18 protein-coding genes and 1 tRNA gene are annotated in these 18392 nt (G+C 65.2%); 8 read left to right on the top strand and 11 right to left on the bottom strand.

All coding sequences use genetic code 11. From position 1 onward, the window contains the following. The first annotated feature begins 474 nt into the window (after nt 1-474). The 5 genes from QOI01_RS33300 (at nt 475) to QOI01_RS33320 (ending at nt 6110) form a co-directional block, all read left to right on the top strand. Nucleotides 475-1446, top strand: a complete 972-nt coding sequence (locus QOI01_RS33300) for a GlxA family transcriptional regulator (protein WP_526388036.1) — start codon at nt 475-477, stop codon at nt 1444-1446. Continuing rightward, nucleotides 1433-2131 carry an SDR family oxidoreductase gene (locus QOI01_RS33305; protein ID WP_526388038.1) on the top strand — a complete coding sequence of 233 codons (699 nt, stop codon included), beginning with the start codon at nt 1433-1435 and terminating at the stop codon, nt 2129-2131. The genes QOI01_RS33300 and QOI01_RS33305 overlap by 14 nt, the downstream gene beginning before the upstream one ends. Nucleotides 2132-2214: 83 nt before the next feature. Further along, entirely contained in the window at nt 2215-3171 is a 957-nt protein-coding gene (locus QOI01_RS33310; protein WP_526388086.1) for an alpha/beta fold hydrolase, read from the top strand. A gap of 2 nt (nt 3172-3173) precedes the next feature. Next, nucleotides 3174-4544, top strand: coding sequence for a hypothetical protein (locus tag QOI01_RS33315; protein WP_526388040.1), 1371 nt, complete (start codon nt 3174-3176; stop codon nt 4542-4544). Nucleotides 4545-4844: 300 nt separating this feature from the next. Beyond that, complete coding sequence (locus QOI01_RS33320; protein ID WP_526388042.1) at nt 4845-6110, top strand: aminotransferase class I/II-fold pyridoxal phosphate-dependent enzyme; 1266 nt, start codon at nt 4845-4847, stop codon at nt 6108-6110. An 8-nt stretch (nt 6111-6118) separates the two neighbouring features. Here the strand turns inward: QOI01_RS33320 and QOI01_RS33325 are convergent, their stop codons facing one another. From QOI01_RS33325 to QOI01_RS33335, 3 genes are read right to left on the bottom strand one after another with little or no spacing between them, the layout of a single operon-like run. Continuing rightward, a complete protein-coding gene (locus QOI01_RS33325; RefSeq protein WP_526388044.1) occupies nt 6119-7096 on the bottom strand; it encodes an NAD-dependent epimerase/dehydratase family protein in 978 nt (325 codons plus the stop codon). Between the two features lie 48 nt (nt 7097-7144). Further along, on the bottom strand, nt 7145-9643 hold the full coding sequence (locus QOI01_RS33330) for an ABC transporter permease (protein ID WP_526388046.1): 2499 nt from the start codon (nt 9641-9643) through the stop codon (nt 7145-7147). Next, nucleotides 9644-10486 (bottom strand): ABC transporter ATP-binding protein, encoded by an 843-nt coding sequence (locus QOI01_RS33335; protein ID WP_526388048.1) that lies wholly within the window; start codon nt 10484-10486, stop codon nt 9644-9646. A 414-nt stretch (nt 10487-10900) separates the two neighbouring features. Here QOI01_RS33335 and QOI01_RS33340 point away from each other — a divergent pair, with 414 nt between their 5' ends. Beyond that, nucleotides 10901-11026: a hypothetical protein gene (locus tag QOI01_RS33340; protein ID WP_526388050.1), complete on the top strand. Its 126-nt coding sequence runs from the start codon at nt 10901-10903 to the stop codon at nt 11024-11026. A 164-nt stretch (nt 11027-11190) separates the two neighbouring features. Here the strand turns inward: QOI01_RS33340 and QOI01_RS33345 are convergent, their stop codons facing one another. Next, entirely contained in the window at nt 11191-11415 is a 225-nt protein-coding gene (locus tag QOI01_RS33345; protein ID WP_526388052.1) for a hypothetical protein, read from the bottom strand. Between the two features lie 351 nt (nt 11416-11766). On the opposite strand from QOI01_RS33345, the gene QOI01_RS33350 reads away from it, so the two are divergent. Next, nucleotides 11767-12003, top strand: a complete 237-nt coding sequence (locus tag QOI01_RS33350) for a hypothetical protein (protein ID WP_526388053.1) — start codon at nt 11767-11769, stop codon at nt 12001-12003. Between the two features lie 94 nt (nt 12004-12097). On the opposite strand, the gene QOI01_RS33355 is transcribed toward QOI01_RS33350, so the two are convergent. The 3 genes from QOI01_RS33355 to QOI01_RS33365 all read right to left on the bottom strand — a co-directional run bounded on the left by QOI01_RS33355 (nt 12098) and on the right by QOI01_RS33365 (nt 12952). After that, nucleotides 12098-12196 (bottom strand) — tRNA-Gly (locus QOI01_RS33355). Nucleotides 12197-12227: 31 nt separating this feature from the next. Next, nucleotides 12228-12695, bottom strand: coding sequence for a MarR family winged helix-turn-helix transcriptional regulator (locus QOI01_RS33360; RefSeq protein ID WP_526388055.1), 468 nt, complete (start codon nt 12693-12695; stop codon nt 12228-12230). A 14-nt stretch (nt 12696-12709) separates the two neighbouring features. Next, nucleotides 12710-12952, bottom strand: coding sequence for a hypothetical protein (locus tag QOI01_RS33365; protein WP_526388057.1), 243 nt, complete (start codon nt 12950-12952; stop codon nt 12710-12712). A 374-nt stretch (nt 12953-13326) separates the two neighbouring features. On the opposite strand from QOI01_RS33365, the gene QOI01_RS33370 reads away from it, so the two are divergent. Beyond that, complete coding sequence (locus tag QOI01_RS33370) at nt 13327-13836, top strand: MarR family transcriptional regulator (RefSeq protein ID WP_526388059.1); 510 nt, start codon at nt 13327-13329, stop codon at nt 13834-13836. A 675-nt stretch (nt 13837-14511) separates the two neighbouring features. Here the strand turns inward: QOI01_RS33370 and QOI01_RS33375 are convergent. From QOI01_RS33375 to QOI01_RS33390, 4 genes are all read right to left on the bottom strand, one after another. Further along, nucleotides 14512-15147: an alpha/beta fold hydrolase gene (locus QOI01_RS33375; RefSeq protein ID WP_526388061.1), complete on the bottom strand. Its 636-nt coding sequence runs from the start codon at nt 15145-15147 to the stop codon at nt 14512-14514. Nucleotides 15148-15431: 284 nt separating this feature from the next. Then, the gene (locus QOI01_RS33380) at nt 15432-16262 is read right to left on the bottom strand and encodes an LLM class F420-dependent oxidoreductase (protein WP_526388063.1); all 831 of its coding nucleotides are present in this window, start codon (nt 16260-16262) and stop codon (nt 15432-15434) included. Between the two features lie 167 nt (nt 16263-16429). Next, nucleotides 16430-17518: an NmrA family NAD(P)-binding protein gene (locus tag QOI01_RS33385; RefSeq protein ID WP_526388065.1), complete on the bottom strand. Its 1089-nt coding sequence runs from the start codon at nt 17516-17518 to the stop codon at nt 16430-16432. Between the two features lie 101 nt (nt 17519-17619). Further along, nucleotides 17620-18339, bottom strand: a complete 720-nt coding sequence (locus QOI01_RS33390; RefSeq protein WP_526388067.1) for an SDR family NAD(P)-dependent oxidoreductase — start codon at nt 18337-18339, stop codon at nt 17620-17622. Nucleotides 18340-18392 lie beyond the last annotated feature (53 nt).

The following is an 18392-nucleotide window of genomic DNA, read 5'->3' on the forward strand; positions in this document are numbered from 1 at the left end:
ACGATCGCCGTCTGACCTGCAATTTGCCAGCCCACTGAGCCTGGGCCGCGGGTGCGAGACATCGCGCACACGGTGGCGTCGGACTTCATCCACGATACGAATGTTCACGAACCGTGATACTTCGTCGCACTAATAATCTTGCAATCCACGTTTCACCGCGGTATCCGGCCGGGTCCTTGCTCGGTGCGGGACTCGTGCCGAGACCACTCTTGACCCTTCCCGGCCGCGGGTGGCTATAGCGGGAAATCCCCAGTCGCCGAACACCTCCGAGGCATGGGAGTCAAGGTGTCGACCGACGCTTGCACTTCGCTAAGTCGGAAGCTGAAGCGAATCCGGAAGTTTCGTCGCCAGCACGTCCACGGGACTGATGACCAGTTGGGAACGCCACTATGCCTGGCTCGATATGGTGATGAGACACACCACCGGCCGGGATCCCCACGGATCTCGCCCATTCGTGTCCCAGGGAGGACATTCGTGTCCCAGGGAGGAACAGTCTGGCCAACCGTCAAGGGTCCGGCCACGTCGCGGGGACGGGCCAAGCACGTGATCGGCGTCGTCGTGGTGCCCGACAGCGTCCCCCTCGAGCTCCTGGTCGCACAGGCGGTGTTCGGGCCACCGGTGCGGCCCATCGCCGACATCATGGGGGTGGCCGAGGACTCGCCGTACGACGTCGTGCTCGTCGGTGAGGAGCGCCGCCACGTGCACCCCCGGGGGATCGACGTGGGGGAGCTGGCTCCCCTGGGTAGCCTGCGCGAGGTCGACACCGTGATCGTGCCCGGAATCTCGGAGCCGCTGTCGCGGCGAAGCGACGACCTGCTCGGGAGCCTCAGTGCTGCAAGCGAATCCGGTGCGCGGATGGTGTCGTTTTGCGGTGGGGCGTTCCTGCTGGCGCAGGCTGGGATCCTGGACGGGCGGTCGGCGACCACCCGCTGGCTGCTCGCGCCCGAGTTCCGCAAGTCGTTCCCGCGCGTTCGCCTGCAGGTCGACGGGCTCTACGTCGATGATCCGCCGGTGCACACCTCGGGTGGGATCTTCGCGGCGACCGACCTGGCGCGCCACATCATCGCGCTGGACCGTGGCCAGGCCCTCGCCAAACGACATCAGCAGGATCCTCGTCAGCGCACACCGCACCGATCCGGTGGCCAGTCCCAGTTCATCAAGGACTCGATGAGGGCAAGGAGCGGGTCAGTGAGGCAAGGTTCTGCTCGAAACCAGCGATTTCGCCGTCTCCGAGGTCGCGACGATGGTCGGTTTCGGCTCGACGGAGACCCTGCGCCGCAACTTCGAGAAGGCGGTCAGCACCACCGCGGGCGCCTACCGCCGCACGTTGAAGAACGCCGGGTAGACATGCCGTCCGCCAGTTTCCGCACGGATCCGGACGACCTCGACGCCACGGACGGCGAGGAGCTCCGTGGAGGTGCAGGATGGTCGAATGGACATCTCTAGCTGCACGGCCCTGGTGACCGGTGCGAACCGCGGGCTCGGTCGGCACTTCACCACCGAACTCCTCAAGCGCGGTGCGAAGGTTTACGCTGGAGCTCGCAACCCCGACTCCGTCGACATCGAGGGCGCGGTCGCGCTGGCGGTGGACATCACCGATCAGGCATCGGTCACGGCTGCGGCTGAGGCGGCGGGGGACGTCACGCTGTTGATCAACAATGCGGGCATCGCGGCGGACGTCAATCTGCTCACCGGTGATCTCGACGGCGCTCATCGGGAGATGATGACGAACTACTTCGGCACGCTGTCCATGGTGCGGGCGTTCGCTCCGGTCATCGCCGGCAACGGCGGTGGCGGGATCCTCAACGTGCTCTCGGTGCTGTCGTGGCTGAGCCTGCCGGACCTCAGCGGGTACTGCGCGTCGAAGTCTGCGGCCTGGTCGATGACGAATGCGGTCCGCGCCGAGCTGGCCGACCGCGGGATCGTGGTGACTGCACTGCACGTCGGTCTGATGGACACCGACATGGCGGCGGGCCTCGACGAACCCAAGGCGAATCCCGCCGACGTCGCCGCGCAGGCGATCGACGGCATCGCGGCAGGTGCCTACGAGGTGCTGGCCGACGACACGAGCCGCGGCGTCCAGGCCGGCCTCGCCAAGGGAGTGGCAGGCGTCTATCCGCAGTTCGCGTGACGCCGGCGAACTGACTGCCGTAGTGACGTTCTGCCCCCAGCGACCGAGCAGTGCGGGGCCGAGTTGACCGCCGCGGCCTCCTGATGGGCGTCCTGAGGTCACCAGACGCGCGGTTCGAGAATCTGCCCGACTACCCCTTCCCGCCGAGCTACGTGCAGGTTGAGACCAGGGGAATGGGCTCTCTGAGAATGCATTACGTGGATGCCGGACCCGCCGACGGGCAAGTCGTACTACTTGCGCACGGCCAACCGACGTGGTCGTACCTGTATCGGCACGTGATTCGTGTCCTCGCCGACGCCGGGCTGCGGGTCATCGCACCGGACAACATCGGCTACGGCCGTTCCGACAAGCTCACCGAGCCGACCGACTACACGTTCAAGCGTCACGTCGACTGGTTGTACGGGCTCGTCACGAAACTGGACCTGCGTGACGTCACGCTCGTCGCGCAGGACTGGGGTGGACCTCTCGGCCTGAGCGCGCTGGCCAGGGCACCCGATCGTTTCGCCCGCGTCGTGGCCACCAACACCATCCTCCACACCTGTGACCCGGCGCTGGAGAGCCAACTGACCTGGGCCCATCACGGGGTCGGTGACGATCGAATGATGTTGCAGGAGAGCCTTCTCGACTACGTGCTGTTCTACCAACGGACGCCGGACATCGTGCCTAGCTTCTTCCTCGACGCCGTAGCCGGGCCCTTGTCCGCGGACGTTCTTGCCGCCTACGACGCCCCGTTCCCGGACCGGTCGTACAAGTCGGGACTGCGGCAACTCATCGCCCTGATTCCGTTGACCCGCAACGATCCCGGCGCCGCGATCGGGCGGGCCACCATGGCGGTGTTGGAGCAGTGGCAGAAGCCGTTTCTCACGGCGTACTCCGACGGCGACCCCGCGACGCGCGGATGGGATCGCGTATTTCAGCAGCGGGTGCCGGGCGCGCACGGGCAGGACCACGTGACGATCACCGGCGCGGGCCATTTCGTCCAGGAGCAACGGGGGGAGGAGCTGGGCGGCATCATCGCTGGATTCGTCGCGACCACATGAACGTGACGCGCGCCTCGGAAACATTCGCCCAGCGCCCCACATCGGGCGCACATCACGTGCCCGACGGTGTGGCCGTCGTCGGAAGTCACGATGAGACGCTCGTGAAGCCGATGGCCAGCTTCCTCGCAGGAATCCCTGGGAACCTCTATCGCAGACGGCGTCCGCGATCAACGGACGGCGCGGGTGGGAGAGGGGCGTGGACGGTGGTGGTCACCGTATTGGACCGCGAGGATCCGCCGAGCGGAGCGCGGCCCACGTCGCATCGTCTGCGCGGGCGAAGGCGGTGGCCGCGCGTCGTGCTCGCGGTGGTTGCCGTCGCTGCGCTGGTAGTCGGTGGGTGCGTCGTCGATGCGCTGCGTGCGCCCGGCGCCGACAGCGTCGCCGCGAAACTCGCCGAGTGGGGCCGCGGCCACGGCTTCAACGACGAGGTGACCTGGCTCGAAAAGGAACTCTATCTGCGCAATCAGCCCGCCATCGGTGGCCAGCCGCCCGGTGGAATCCCGATGGCGGCCGGGACGGAGCCGCACGTTGCGGCCTCCACGGCGCTGCCCGCCGTGCCCCTGCCCCCGCTCGGAGGAAAGGAACCGCTACCGGGGGAGGGCAGCTGGCAGACGGTGGTGACGGTCGGCGGCCGCCCCGCCGTTCAGGTCGCGTCGCTGCGCCCCGACGGCCAGCACACCTCCTTCGTCGTCGGCGTCCTGCGGATGGACCCGACCCTGGTGCGTGGCGAGCTACGTCCGGGCACCACCGATCCGGGCGGCTCCTGGCGTGCGTCGAGCGCGCTGACATCCCACGAAGTACACAATGTCGCCGTGGCATTCAACGGTGGGTTCCGGCTGACCGATCCCAGCCATCCCGGGTACTTCAGCCAGGGGCGCACCGTGTCGAGACTGGTGGACGGCGAGGCCAGCCTGGTCCTGCACGCCAACGGCACCGCCGACGTCGGCACCTGGAACCGCGAGGTGCGGATGGGGCCCGACGTCGCAAGCGTCCGGCAGAATCTCGTGCCGCTCGTCGACGACGGAGCGCTGAACCCCACCTGTGCGAGCGGCGGACCCAAGGAATGGGGCACCACGATTGGGCAGGCCGCGTTCATCCACCGCTCCGGATTCGGCGTCACCGCAAGTGGAGTCGAGGTGTACGTGGCAGGGCCCGCCCTGTCGGTGTGCACGTTGGGCAACATCCTGCTGGACGCGGGAGTCGTTCGCGGCATGGAACTCGACATCAACCCGGACTGGGTCAGCGGCGCGTACTTTCACCCACAGCCCAGCGGTACGCCGGAGAGCTTCAAGCTGTTCCCGGCGGAGAAGGTGTCCCCACGGCACTACCTCAAACCGTCCAGCCGCGACTGGTTCGCATGGTTCACCCGGTGATCAGTCGACGCTGATGGCAGCGAGCCGGGCAGGCGGATCGCAAGGGCGGATCACGGGGGGTTTCGGCTCGCCGAACGATGGCTATGCCCGGGGCGTGGTCAGTTCGGCCCCAAGACCAGCTCCGCCGATACCAGCTAGGGTGTCTCTAGCTCGAAAGGGGTATCGCTCGCCGTTGGCGAAGCACCGATCCGGTCACGCCTGTTCAAGACCGACGCATCAAGGTATCCAGCAACGTGGTTACAACAACGTGCCCGCGGACATCACGACATCGGGGCATCGCCCGTTAGGACGGAAGCTCACGTGCGGATTTCGGTCGACGTATTCGCCAAGGCCCGCTGCCACGACCGCCTGGAGCAGTTGAAGACCGTTCGTGAGCTGGGTGCGCTGCCGTTCTTCCGTGTGCTTGAGGGCCCGACGCTGCCGATCGTCGAGATGGAAGGCCGGTCGCGGATCATGCTCGGGTCCAACAACTATCTGGGCCTGACCGGAGACGAGCGGGTCAAGCAGGGCGCGCAGGACGCGCTGGCAAAGTATGGCACGGGGTTGACCGGTTCACGTTTCCTGAATGGAACGATCGATCTGCACGTCGAGCTGGAGCACGAACTCGCCGAGTGGCTGGAAACCGATTCGGCGATCGTCTTCACCACGGGACATCAAGCGAACTTGGGCGTGCTGGGGACAATCCTGGGTCCGGGTGACACCGTAGTGGTCGACTCCGGCGACCACGGCTCGATTCTCGACGGCTGTGTACTCGCCAAGGCGAAGGTGCGGTCGTTTCGGCACAACCGGCTCGACCGGCTCGAGCACACGCTGAAGCGGGCCGCGCACGATCGGGGCGGCGTTCTGGTGGTCGTCGACGGGGTGTTTTCGATGGAGGGCGACATCGCGCCGCTGCCGGAGATCGCCGAGCTGTGCGGACGCTTCGGCGCCCGGCTGATGGTCGACGAAGCGCACGCGCTCGGCGTACTCGGCGCCCGCGGAGCGGGCGTCAGCGAACTGTTCGGCGTCGAGCACCGCGTTGATCTACGCATGGCGACGTTCTCGAAGGCGTTGGCTTCCTGCGGCGGGGTCATCGCAGGGCCAGCCGACGTCATCGAGTATCTGCGGATCCGGGCGCGGCCATTCATCTTCACGGCTTCCGCCGTCCCCGCCGCGGTCGGCGCCGCCCTGGCCTCTGTGCGGATCTGCCGGTCGGAAGAGGGCCGACGACTGTTCGCACAGGTCCTCGACAACGCGCGCTACCTGCATGCCGGCCTTCAGGCGCTCGGGTTCCGAGTGGTCGAACCCACGAAGCTGCCCGACGGGACCGACGTCATCACCCCGGTGGTGCCGATCTTCATCGGCGACGAGATGCAGACCGTGATGTTGTGGAACCTGCTGTACCAGGCTGGCTTGTTCGTGAACGTCGCGATCTTCCCTGCCGTCCCACTTTCCGGCGCGCTGTTGCGCACGAGCGTGATGGCCACGCACGATCGCGACACGCTTGATCGGGCCCTGTCGATCTTCGCCGACGCCAAGCGGGTGTTCGAAACCCATCACGGACCCCTTCCCGCCCCTAAACGGTAGGAACCGGGTTATCCGGCGATCCGCCTCGTGTCTCTCAACCACGCCAACGTCGGTGTCAACGTCTCGCGAGCACCGCGAAAAGTGGCGCCCAACTCGGTGCGCGATCTTTGGTTGTCCATTAGCCAGAACAGGGTGGCGTAGGGAATGACGTTCGGGTTGACCGGGAATGGCGCCTTGAGAGCCTGCGCCGTCCTTCCCGCTGCCCGGACCAGCGGGTTGGGAAGCTGCACAACCGGCTTCTTCCTGCCGAGGATGTCCATCGTCATGCGGGCCAGCTCGGCGATGGAGAGGTTGTCGCCACCCAGGATGTAGCGTTCACCGGCCGCGCCACGCTCCAGTGCGAGGATGGTGCCCTCGGCGACATCGTCGACATGGACCACGCTGGTCCCGCCCCTGCACACCAACACCGGACTGCTTCTGGCGAAATCGACCAGGTTTCCTGCGGTGTTCAAAGCGGTGTCGTTCGGACCGTAGACCTCGGCCGGGTTGACGATCGTGACCGGTAGCCCATCCTTCGCCGCCGCGCGGCAGGCGCCTTCCACAACGCGTTTGACGCGGCTGTAGTTGTACTTGCGCAGATCCAGGGTGCAGGCGCTGTCCTCGTTGTGGACAAGCGCAGAGGTGGAACCATTGATCGCCGCGGCGGTACTGACGAACACCATGCGAATATTGCCGGCACGCTTGGCCGCAGCAAGAACATTGCTGCTGCCGATCGCGACGACCTCATCCATGAGCGGGGAGTTGATGTCATTCCAGTTGGACAAGCCCGCCAGATGGATGATGCCATCGCAGCCCTGCATGCCCTGCACCACGGAATCCCTGTCGCGCACATCGCCAAGCACGCTGTGGTGCGTCAGTCCGGCTATGCGGTCGGTATTACTGGACGCGCGCAGCAGGCAGCGAACGTCGTAGCCTCGCTCCAGTAATTTGCGCACCACTACCGAGCCGATGAATCCGTTGCCACCGGTGACGAATATTGTCTTCACGCGCCGCCTCGGCGGTTGATGTTCAAGGTCCGGAACGCATTCGGTCGATCAGTCGACACTGATCGCCTCGATGATGTTGAGTCGGGCGGCGCGGACCGCTGGTGGTAGGCAGCCGAGCAGGCAGATCACGACAGCGAAGGCGCCGATGGCGATCATCGTCGGACTCGCCTGCCACACAACGTCGATGCTGAGCACGTTCGTCATGGCGATGGAGACCAGGTACTGGATTGCGCCGCCGAGGATCAGGCCCAGGATTCCCCCGACGATTCCGATGCCTGCGGCTTCGGCCAGGATGGTGTTGAGGGTGAAGCGGCGGGTTGATCCGATGGCGCGCAGCACACCGATCTCCCGGCGTCGGTCCAGTACTGAAAGCATGAGGGTGTTCAGCAATGTGACGGCCGAGACCAGGACGACGATCCACCCGATGATCGCGATCACGGAGGTCACCTGGTTGAGCGCGCTTCGGACACCGGCCAGTGCCTCGGCGCCGGAATAGACGAAGGAATCCTTGTCCACGATGTCGCGTATCGCCGCCAGGACGGCCTTCGGATCTGCACCCTGTTTCACATGGATCTCGAGGTCGGTGGCACCGGGTCGCGAGAACCAGCTCTGCACTGACTCCAGGTTCATCGCGATGGTGCCGGTGAGCCCCGAGAAGTAGGGGACGAGTTCGAGCACCTGCACCCGGCGCTGGCCACTGGGGGTCTGCAGCACGATATGGTCGCCGGCGGAAACCCCCATCGCACGGCCGAGGTCGCGAGACAGTGCGACACCTTCGCCGGCGAGCAGTTTGTCGCGGTCCCGCGCCGACATCGACTTGTAGATGTCCCGGTTCGAGCCGGGCGCGACTCCGAGCAGCATCACCCTGGTCTCACCCACAGTGGCGAAGACCATCTGGTCCGGGACTACGCGGTCGACACCAGGGACAGTCCACACTTTGGACTCGGTGTCCGGCGGCAGAAGTTTCGTCGAATAGTCCTGCGGCGGAGCCGAACTCACCCAAGCGTCGGCCTCGGCGACCGAGGAGAACGAGGCGACGGTGGAGTCGACGGCGTTGCTGGTGGCTCCGGTCACCGCGACCGTGGTGACCACGGCGGTGAGCACCGTCATCATGGCTACCCACATCCGTTGCGGCGCACGCTCGATGGTGGCGGCGGCCAAGACGCCCGCGGCACCGAACAGTCGGGCCACAGAGGCTGCGGCGCCGATGATGGGCCCCGAGAATGCGAAGCAGAGAGCGCTGGCGCCGATGAAGGCCAGGGCGATCGACGCCATCGCGATCTGGCCCATGTCGCCGGTGACGATGAGGATCGTCGCGGCCAGCAGAATCACTCCGGCAATCCCCGCTGAGATCCGCAGCGGCCGCGAACCGGCTCGCGATGTCGAGGCACCGTTGGGTGCCAGCGCCTCGATCGGTGCGACGTCGTGCACCTGCCGGGCGGCCAGCGCTGACGCTGCCACGCTGGCGAGGATGCAAGCGGCGATGGCCAGAGGTATGACGTAGGGCGCCAGCACGTATTCAATGCGTGCATCCAGCGACTGCACCAATGTCGAGGGCAACCGGTCGATGGCGAGGCGCCCGATGACCACCCCGCAGAGCGAACCAATCGCGCCGCCGATGAAGCCCAGTAGCGCAGCCTCGCCCAGCATGTCGGTCACGATGGTTCGGCGCCTGCCGCCCAGTGCACGCATCGTCGAGATGCTGGGCCGGCGCTGGGCGATGGCGATGCTCATCGCGTTGTAACTCAGGAAGGCAGCGACGACCAATGAGACCGACGCAGCCAACAACGTCATCGCCTGAAGAATGGCAAACGAGCTACTGGCTTGTGCGGCGCGGAAACTCGGGGTGGCCACCACGGCCCGCCCGTCGATCGCCGTCGTGACGGCTGACCGAACGTGGCCCACATCGGCATTCGGCGTGGTGAACAGCAGGACCGAGTCGACTCGGCCAATACGGCCGGATACCTGTTGGGCGAGCGCGAGCGGAGCGATCACGAAGTGCGCGTCGTTCAGTCGTCTCGCCGCTGGACCGTCCACCACGGCGACCGCGGTGACCTTCGTCGATGCCAGTTCGAACTCGTCGCCCTTCGCGATGCCGAGACCGGCACCGACGATCACGGCGTTGGACGTCGCCGTCACCGGTGAACCGGCGTCGAGTTGGTCCTTGATCGCCGTCTGCAGATCGGAGTGCAGTTCAGCTGCGTTCTGGCCGAGGCCGATGAGCAGGGCCTGCTGCGAATCGGCCGTGGTGCGCATCCGCACCATCGGGACCGCCGCGATGACGTCTTCTACCCCGCTCACGGTGTCTACCAGCGATTCGTCGAGACCGTCGTCGGTGATGCCGGACACCTCGAGGTCGGCGTCGCCTCCGATGCTGGTGGCCAAGCGGTTGATGGAACCGGTGATCGAGCCAGACACTCCGAGGACCGCGACGAGCAGCGCCGCGGAGACCGCCACCACGGCCACCGATGCCACGGCGCGCCCCCAGTGTGTGCGCAATTCTCGGATGTTGAGCAGCAGCAGCCGACTCAACGTTGCTGGCGGCACCTAGCTAGGCCGGTACGTCGCGGGCAGGGCGCGCGGTCGCGGGCGTGCAGTGTGTACGTCAGACCGACGTCCGCCGTTGCGCTGAACCGGGATGACGTCCGTCGCCGGGTCACTCGCGCCCACTGCGTGACGCCCGCCCCGCGGCGCGCAAGCGGTGAACAGGTCGGACTTCAATGCACCGTCCTGCATCGTGATCACGCGATCGGTGGCCGCCGCAGCCGCCAGGTTGTGGGTCACCATCACGACCGCGCGACGGGTGCTGCTGTGGTGCGCCACGTCGCTCAAGAGTTCCATGATCGCCGCCCCGGTGGCCGTGTCCAGGTTGCCGGTCGGCTCGTCGGCCAAGATCAGCGGCGGATCCATCATCAGCGCCCGCGCCACGGCGACCCGCTGCATCTGGCCACCGGACAACTCGCAAGGGCGGTGATCGATGCGCTTGCCGAGTCCGACGAGATCGAGCAGTCGAATCGCGTCAGGCCGGACCTGCCGCAGTTTCTGCCCGTCGAGCAGCCTGGGAATCGCCACATTCTCCCAAGCCGACAGGGTCGGCAAGAGGTTGAAGAACTGGAAGATAAATCCCACCTTGCGGCGGCGGAAGTTCGATTGCTGGTCGTCGGTCATCGCCGCGATCTCGACGCCGTCGAAGCAGATCGAGCCGGAGTCGGGCGAATCCAGAGCACCCAAGAGGTGCAGTAACGTGCTCTTGCCGGCCCCCGACGGCCCCACGACCGAAGTGAATTGCCCGCCGTAGATGCGCAGCGAAAGCCCGTCCAGGGCACGGATTGTCTGCCCGCCGGCGCGGTACTCCCGCACGACGTCCGTCAGTTCGACGCTGAGTGCCACTTCACCTCCTCCGCCGTCCTAACGGCATTCGGCGAATGGGCCATCACTTCCTCACGCGGACGGCACTTCTGATGCGTCGTCAAATTCTTGGTGAACCGGCGACCTGCGCTGGCTCCGAAAATTTTGCACCCATGCGGTCTGTGAGGGCTCGATGATGCCATTCCGGGCAGGGAGAAGCAATTTGTCAAATCTCGTAGCAAGCCGACTGCGCGCCCGGCTGCGGCGGGGACCGTGAAGCATTGAGGGCTGCCTCTGCCGAGGTGGTGAACTGCAGGAAGTACCAGGTCGCATGGCCGAGCCAGCCCTGGAACATCCGTGCTTCACGAGAGTAATGGCGTACGGGCGACAGCAAACTCTCAGATTGGTCTCGAGGTTTTCATCCGTCGGCGAGCGTTGTGGTTCGATGAGAGCCCGGTGGTTGGTGGCGATGATGTCGAGATCGCCGCACAGGCCGCGCTCCTTCGCGAGCGCAACGCGCTCGACGCACGCATCGGACGTCTACTGGATCGGCCGGTGAATACCGGAAGTCTTGGTGAGTAGATCGCCGCGCGGGTCTTCGACATCGAGCTTGAGGCCGCCGCCGCCAATGCGGCGGACTACGACGGTCACTTCACGGCCGGAGCCTTGGCTGGGCGAACCGTGAACGTGAAGGCCTACAGGCGGCACGAACGGATGCTCGACGTGAATCCGAGCGCACCCCTGGATTATCGACCGGACTTCACGCCCAGCTCGGCGAGCGTGGGATGAAGGTTGGCATCGCTACCAGCGTCCTTGCGTTGCAATGGGAGTCCGCAGAGATCGATCCACGTCCGACCGATCCGCTTTTGGCGGTCAGCGAGGCCCAGCGCCGCATGCTTGAGACGTTCGCGAGCCAGTAGCCAATAGCCAATAGCCAGCAACGAGTAGGCGAAGGCCGATCGATGTCGCATGCTGTCGATGCCACACGCCTCCGCATTTATTCCCGACTTCCAATGTGATTTGGATCATAAAGTCTTGACTTGGCTCAACACGTCACAGTTCGCCATCAGTCGAAGTTGATGGCTGAAAGGTAAGGCCATTAACGGTAAGGCCGATTGCTGCGAGTTCGGCTCGGTGGCCGCAAGGTTCTGACTGTTGTGCGGCCGCCAAGCTGTCAACGGGCCTGAGCGGGGTCATGAACTTCGCAAACCTGACTCGGCGTCGTCGGCCGGTCGTGGTGAGTGGGCGACGGTGTTGCGACTCCCACAAGAGACAATAGATTGCCGTCGGTCACCAATCTCGATGAGTTATTTGGAGGTCGAATGTACAAGTCCATCAAGCCAATTGCCGCCGCAGCAGGCATCGCTGCAGTGTTGACAGCCGGGCTGAGCGTCGCTACGCATGCGCCGGACTATTCCACTGGCACGTACAGCGGCACGAGCGGTGCCGGAGACACCATCACGATGAGCGTCCAGTCGACGACGCTGGAGACCGCCTCGTTCGGGCCGGCGGCGAAGGCGACGGCTCCCTGCGGATTTGCTCAGACGGGAGGTTGCTGAGCGGAACGCGGTGGCACGCTAGGTTTTCCTGCTTGTCGATTTTGTTCGCCATGCGGTCACGCCTGGCCCGCCCCGCACACAACAAGCCACAAAACGCCCGCGGCAGGACTCGAACCTGCGACGACCTAGCCTTGGCTGGCGGCTCGTTGTTGGCAAGGTCGTTCGAGCCGCGCTCCGTTCTTCCCACGCGAGCCGTCAGCGCGGCTGAGGCACGTCGAGGACGGTCACAGAACCGTTCGCCCTTCGGCGATCCGGGCAAGCACGGGAACGGCGGTCTGCACGTCGTGCAATTCGTCGTCGGTGAACGCGGCCAACCGCTCGGCCAACTTCACCCGTGTGCGCGCTACCGACGATCGGTATGTCGCAACACCTTTCGACGTTAGGGCAATTAGAACCACGCGACCGTCGGAGGGATCGGTCACACGGCGCAACAATCCCTTGCGTTGCATGCGTCTTGCAGCGATCGTGGTGGACGCGGGCTGGTGCCACCCGAGGGCTGCCAGGTCGCCCAGGCGCATGGGACCGTGGTCGATCAACGCGGCCAAGATCTCATCCTGAGACCACGTGGTATCTCCCGCGGCGACGCGTCCCACGTCGTCGCGACGCATGGACGCATACAGGGCGGCAAGAGTGTCAAAGACCCGGTCGGACAACACCGTTACGTCGTCCTCGCTGGAGTGGATCTCGGTCATGAATGCACCGGTCTTTAGCCTGGCAACCCCTGTTCTTCAACGGGAAGCGGCGCGGCGCCGGTGATCGACGGCGCGGCCTGCTCGATGAGGGGCGCGTCGGGTGTCACAGTCTGCGTGACGGTGACGCCGGTCTGCAGCTGCGATCCATCTCCGCTCCCCAACGAGGTCTCTCCACCGGCCGCGACGCCCATGACGGCAGCAACCACCACGCATCCGCTGGCGAACGCGACCAAGCTCCAAGCGCTCAAGGTATTCATATCATATCTCCTATGTAAATTAGTCCCCAGTACTTCCCGTCGCGCGGGAAACTCCTGCACAACGGATATATATAGATATATAGGGTATCAATGTATTTGTCTAGTCTGGGGATGTTTGGCGTCTTGTCAGCGCGTGGCGTTCTTCGTCAACAGTGCCCGCCGCGGGATTGTTCCGCCCGGTGACTCCGTCGGTTCGCGGGGCCATATCTTTTGATCATCGCTGGTGCAGTCCGGTCTCGAGAGAGCGAGGGCTGACCCAAGTGGCGGCTCCGGGGTCGGCGACAGCACCGTGTTTAGAAAGGCCTGCCAAGGTGCGGGAGGGCAACGCCGCAGGTTCAGATGTATGTGCATAGCTTAAGTGATATAAAAACGGTGTGGACACCCGGCACGGACTTGCTGACGTCGACTGGATCGGTGCGTCGGTTGACGCTGCGGCAGATCTGACCGTTCGCTGCCTGGCCGATCGTGACGGCCTGAGTGCCAGCGCGTCGTCGGTGCTCAACAGAATCGATCGTGAGGGCGCTATCAGGCTGACGGTGCTCGCCGCTGCAGAGGGCATAAGCCAACCGGCCATGACGCAGATGGTGCAGCGGCTGGAACGTCAAGGATTCGTGACGAGGTTGCGCGATCCCGACGACGGACGGGCGGCACTGGTGGCGATAACCGAGTCCGGACGCACGTTGTTGGCGCGTCGCACACGGGGTCGGAGTGAACGGCTCGCCGATCTACTGGCCACGTTGTCGTCGGAAGACGAGTTGACGCTGCGGCTCGCCGCCAAGGTTGCATTGCCGTTGCTGCAGCGACTGCTCGAGACCGCCGCCGATGCACTGCGTCTGGTGACTGATCCCAAGAAGCCAGGACTTGAACTTGGTGCGACGACCTGACACGAGACCTTCGTCAGACGCAGCGAGGGACAAGGCCCCTTTGCGACGCTAAACCGGATTGGGTCAACAGATCCGGTGGCAAAATTTTAGCGCACGCCAGGCATCCACGTGTGCACGATGTGAGCATCGATCGAGTGGACAGCCCCTCACCGCAAGGTTCAAACTTTGAGGTCAGACACGTGGTCTGATGAACGTGCGGGGGACTCCGGTCGCCAATGACGAACCGTGCCGATCTAGCGCGATCCTTCCAGGCTGGCAAGACTATTCGTCTTGCAGTACTCGTGAGGGGACCGGGCGGATCTCGTCGTTTCTCGGACGTTGGCGACGAATGAACGACGAGCACGGCACGGCACGTGAACTGCCGCTCGACCCTGGTTCCGGCCTCCCGCCCATTGCCGGTGCCCGGGACCCCGCTCATGTCGGTGAGATCGTCGGTGACTGCGGTTCGGCGAAGGCGATACCTCAGCGAGCAAATCGGTGAACCCATTGGGTGGGATCAGCTCGGCCTGGCGGTAGCGCGACACTCCGCGGATTGCCCCAGAAGGTTGGGGGTCGCAACCACCTCTGGGACACCAACTGGATGGCCTTCACAGCGAGTGGGCGGTGAGCCAGAGCAGGATAAAGTCGGCGACCTCGCGCCATCCGCTGTCGATGGTCAGGGAGTGGCCGCGGTGTTCAATCCGCTTGAGGTCGGTGACCGCGGTGGAGTGGCGGTACTGCTTGTGGGTGGCCCGGGTGACGACGTCGGGGACGATGTGGTCCTCGGTGCCCGAGATCAGCAGCAGTGGACCGCGGGTCTGGTTGTCGGTTGCGACTTTGGCCTGGGCGTGGGGCGCGAAGTTTGGCCAGGGCGGCTTGAAAGGGCGGGCGGGCCGGCGCTGGGATTGTCCACTGGTCGTAGAGGGTGTCGGATTCCTGGGTCGGCAGCGCATTGCCGAATCCGTACTGAAATTGCTTGCGCGTCAGGGATATCGAACGGTGCAGGTTCCCCGGGTTTCCCAGCGCGGGCAGCGCGGCGCGGATCTGCGCCAACGGAAGCGGCAGGACGCCCTTGATCTGTGCGGGGTCGATGGCGACGGCGGCGCGGCCGGCGCTTTGCCCCAGGAGCTTCTCGGCGATCAGGCCGCCGACCGAGTGGCCGATGATGATGGGGCTGGTATCCAACGCCTCGATGATGGTGGCGTAGTGCGCTGTCGCGTCGTCGATGGTGGTGTCGGCGACGAGTTCGGGCTGGCGGCGGGACTGCTCGACGGTGTCGGACTCGTTGGGCCAGCCGGGGGCGATCGGATCGTAGCCAGCGGTGCGGAACACCTCGAGCCAGGGGTTCCAGCTGGTGGCGTGTAGCCACAGTCCGTGGATGAAGACGACCGGTGTGTGGGGGTCGGTGATGGCGTTTTCTCAATCTGTCGTGTTCGGCGATGAGTCGGGGTCTTGGGTTTCCGAAGTCCCTGCGGCGCCGTGACTATGGCGATGGGTTCCATTCCCTGGTGCAGGGCATCCCCGCCGCGGAGCGGAGTCTGGGGACGGGTGTGGCGTGTCGTTGCGCTGTCGGGTGGGACGGAATTTCTCCCTGTCGAAGGCCCACTGGTCTCGGGTCAGCGTCCGAGGCGGGAGGTGAGGGCGGCGAAGTCGTCGAGTCGGCGCAATGTTTCGGCTTCCGGTGCGGTCGGTAGGTACAGCGCGACGCGTTCGACGTCGTGGTCGGCGTAGCCCCCGAGTTCCCGACTGGTGACGGGTCCGATGTGGGACACGGTGACCGCGGTACGCATGCCGGTGACGGCTCGCAGCTTGTCGACGGCGGCCGACATTCCCAGGCTGGTGACGCTGAGGGCGAACCAGCTCGCTGCGAAGCGGGCTATGCGCGGGAAGGAGGCGGGTCCGCCGCCGATGTAGAGGGGTGGATGCGGATGTTGTATGGGCTTGGGCCAGGCGCTCATGGGACCGAAGTCGACGAATTCGCTGTGGTATTCGGCGATGTCGTGCGTCCAGATCTGCTGCATCGCCTCCAGGCGTTCCTCGGTGACTCGGCCCCCGGTGCGGGGATCGGTGCCGTGGTTCATCATTTCTTCCCGGTTCCATCCGACCCCCACACCGAACAGGAAGCGCCCCCCGGACAGCAGGTCCAAGGAAGCGACTTCCTTGGCGGTGATGATGGGGTCGCGTTGAGGCAACAGGGTGATGCCGGTGCCAAGGAGCAATCGCGTGGTCACCGTGGCCGCGGCGCTCAGCGCGATGAACGGGTCTAGCAGCCGGTAGTACTTCTCGCCCAGCTCCCCGCCTTCGGGACTGGGCGAGAGCCGTGAGATCGGAATGTGGGAGTGCTCGGAGACGAACAGGCTGTCAAACCCGCGCTCCGCGACGGCGCTCGCCAGTGCGGCTGGGGCGATCCCCTGATCGGTGATGAACGTGCTTATGCCGAATCTCATCGGAACTCCTTGCGGCCCGTTCTGTTGACGGGATGGATGGTGGGCTGTCGTCGCAGAGTGAGGGGACTCGAAACCCCTGTCGGCGTCGGTGGTGGTGGTCAAGGGGTGCGGTGAGGTCGCCGCCGGCCACGTTGGCGTCGCGGCGACCTCACCGTGGTCGCGTGGGCCTAGAGGGTGCCCCCGCGGACACTGCCCTTGAGGATGGGGGAGTCGCTGTCCCAGTTCTCGGGTTGGATCCGGTCCCAGAGGGAGCCCTTGCCGAGTTCTAGTCCCAGTTGTTCTTCGCGTCGGAACCACTGCTCGGCGTTGCGGATCCGGTTGGGGTGGATTTCGTCGAGGAGTTCGTAGTCTCGTTTGACGATTCCGTGTTTCCAGACGTCCCAGAAGGCGGTGAAGTTGTCGCGGAAGTTCATCGTGCTCTTGTCGTCGGGGTCGGCGTTGTAGCCGGCGGGCATGTCGGCGATGAAGCTGAGTGTCCCGTTCCAGTAGGTGTCCAGGTCGGTGTCGATGTATTGAGCGGGATGGCCGGTGACCTTGGTGAATGCCTCGGCGAGCTCGGTGTAGGTGATGTGGTCGATGGCGACCTCGAGGTCCATGCCGTTGGTGAGCTGGGGATGGTCGAAGAGCCACCGGACGTAGTAACCGCAGTCTTCGAGGGAGACGTGGGGTACGGCTCCGTCACCGAGGGGGACCCGCCAGGTGGCGACGCCGTCCTCGATGGTGGGTGTCATGACGGTCAGTGGTGAGATGACCATGTCGATGTAGCGGCCGGAGGTGAACACTGCGGCGCCCATCCGGTCCTTGTTCGTTTGGTTCTGGAGCAGCACCCATTCGCCCATGGGGCCCTTGCCGTCGATGTGGCCGCTGTGGAACTGCGACTTGAATCCCGACTTCTTGAGCGCGTAGTCGAGGTTTCCGTAGACGAAGAACTTGATGCCCTCTTCCAGGGCTATCTCGTAACTGCGGAAGGCCCAGAAGGTTTCGGTCTTCTCGCCGGTGTTGAAGCCGTCGATGTTGACGAAGGCCCCGTCACAGCCGCGGAAGCCTTCCCGTAGGACTTCTTCGTCGGCGAAGGTCCCTTCGATGATGGTGACGTTGCCTAGGGCGAGCAGGGCTTGGGCTCGCGGGGAGCTGGCGTCGCGGGTGAGGATGCGGACGGAGTACTTCTTGTCGGTGACGAGGGCGCGGACGATGGGGATGCCTTGTGCTCCCGTGCAGCCGATGACGAAGATGGTGGAGGTGGCGTGCGATGACATGGCTGATACTCCAAAGGGGTTGAGGGTGTTAGGGGTTGGGGGTGGTGTGTGGATGGCTGTGCGGTGCCATCACGGTGCGGACCATGGTGGGGTGCGGGTGCTCATGGGGTGACGTCCGGGCTGATGGCTTTGATGCCGCCGCTGACCTGCAGGATCGCGCCGTTGACGTAGCTCGCGGCCGAAGAGGCCAGGAAGGTGACGGCGTTGGCGATCTCGTCGGCCTCGGCGACGCGATCCAGGGTGGTGGTCCGGCCGAGGGCTTGCATGAAGTCGGCGGCGGCAGCGGTTCCGGGGGTCATGGTGGGTCCACCTGATGCCGCGTTGACGCGCACGCCGGCGGCGCCGAACTCATCGGCCCAGACCTTGGTCAGCAGTTCGAGTCCGGCCTTGGTGGCGCCGTAGATGCCAGCGCCCTGCCCGGGCATGGTCGCGCCGAGGGTGCTGACGTTGGGGACGACCCCGTGGCCGCGTTCGGCCATGGCGGGTACCAGCTTCTGCACCAGGATGTTCGGTGCGCGCAGGTTGATGTTGACGTGCTCGTCGAAGAACGCGTCGTCGGTGTCCGCGGTCGGGCCGAACCGGTAGATTCCGGCATTGTCGATCAGGATGTCGACTCTGCCTGCCTGCTCGGCGAGTCGGCGTACGTCGTCGGCCTTGGTGAGGTCCGCGGCGATGAATCGGGCTTTGCCGCCTGAATTTTGGATGTCGCTGACCGTCTTGCCGCCGCGTTCGAGGTCACGTCCATGCACGATCACCTCGATTCCGCGTTGGGCCAGTTGGACGGCGACTGCCTGGCCGATGCCAGCTGTCGCTCCCGTCACCAGGGCGGTGGTCAGCGTCGTCAGCCCACATCAGCGCCGCGCGCGGATCAAGC

Origin of the sequence: Mycobacterium sp. (assembly GCF_032162605.1) — a bacterium.
Classification (GTDB): domain Bacteria; phylum Actinomycetota; class Actinomycetes; order Mycobacteriales; family Mycobacteriaceae; genus Mycobacterium.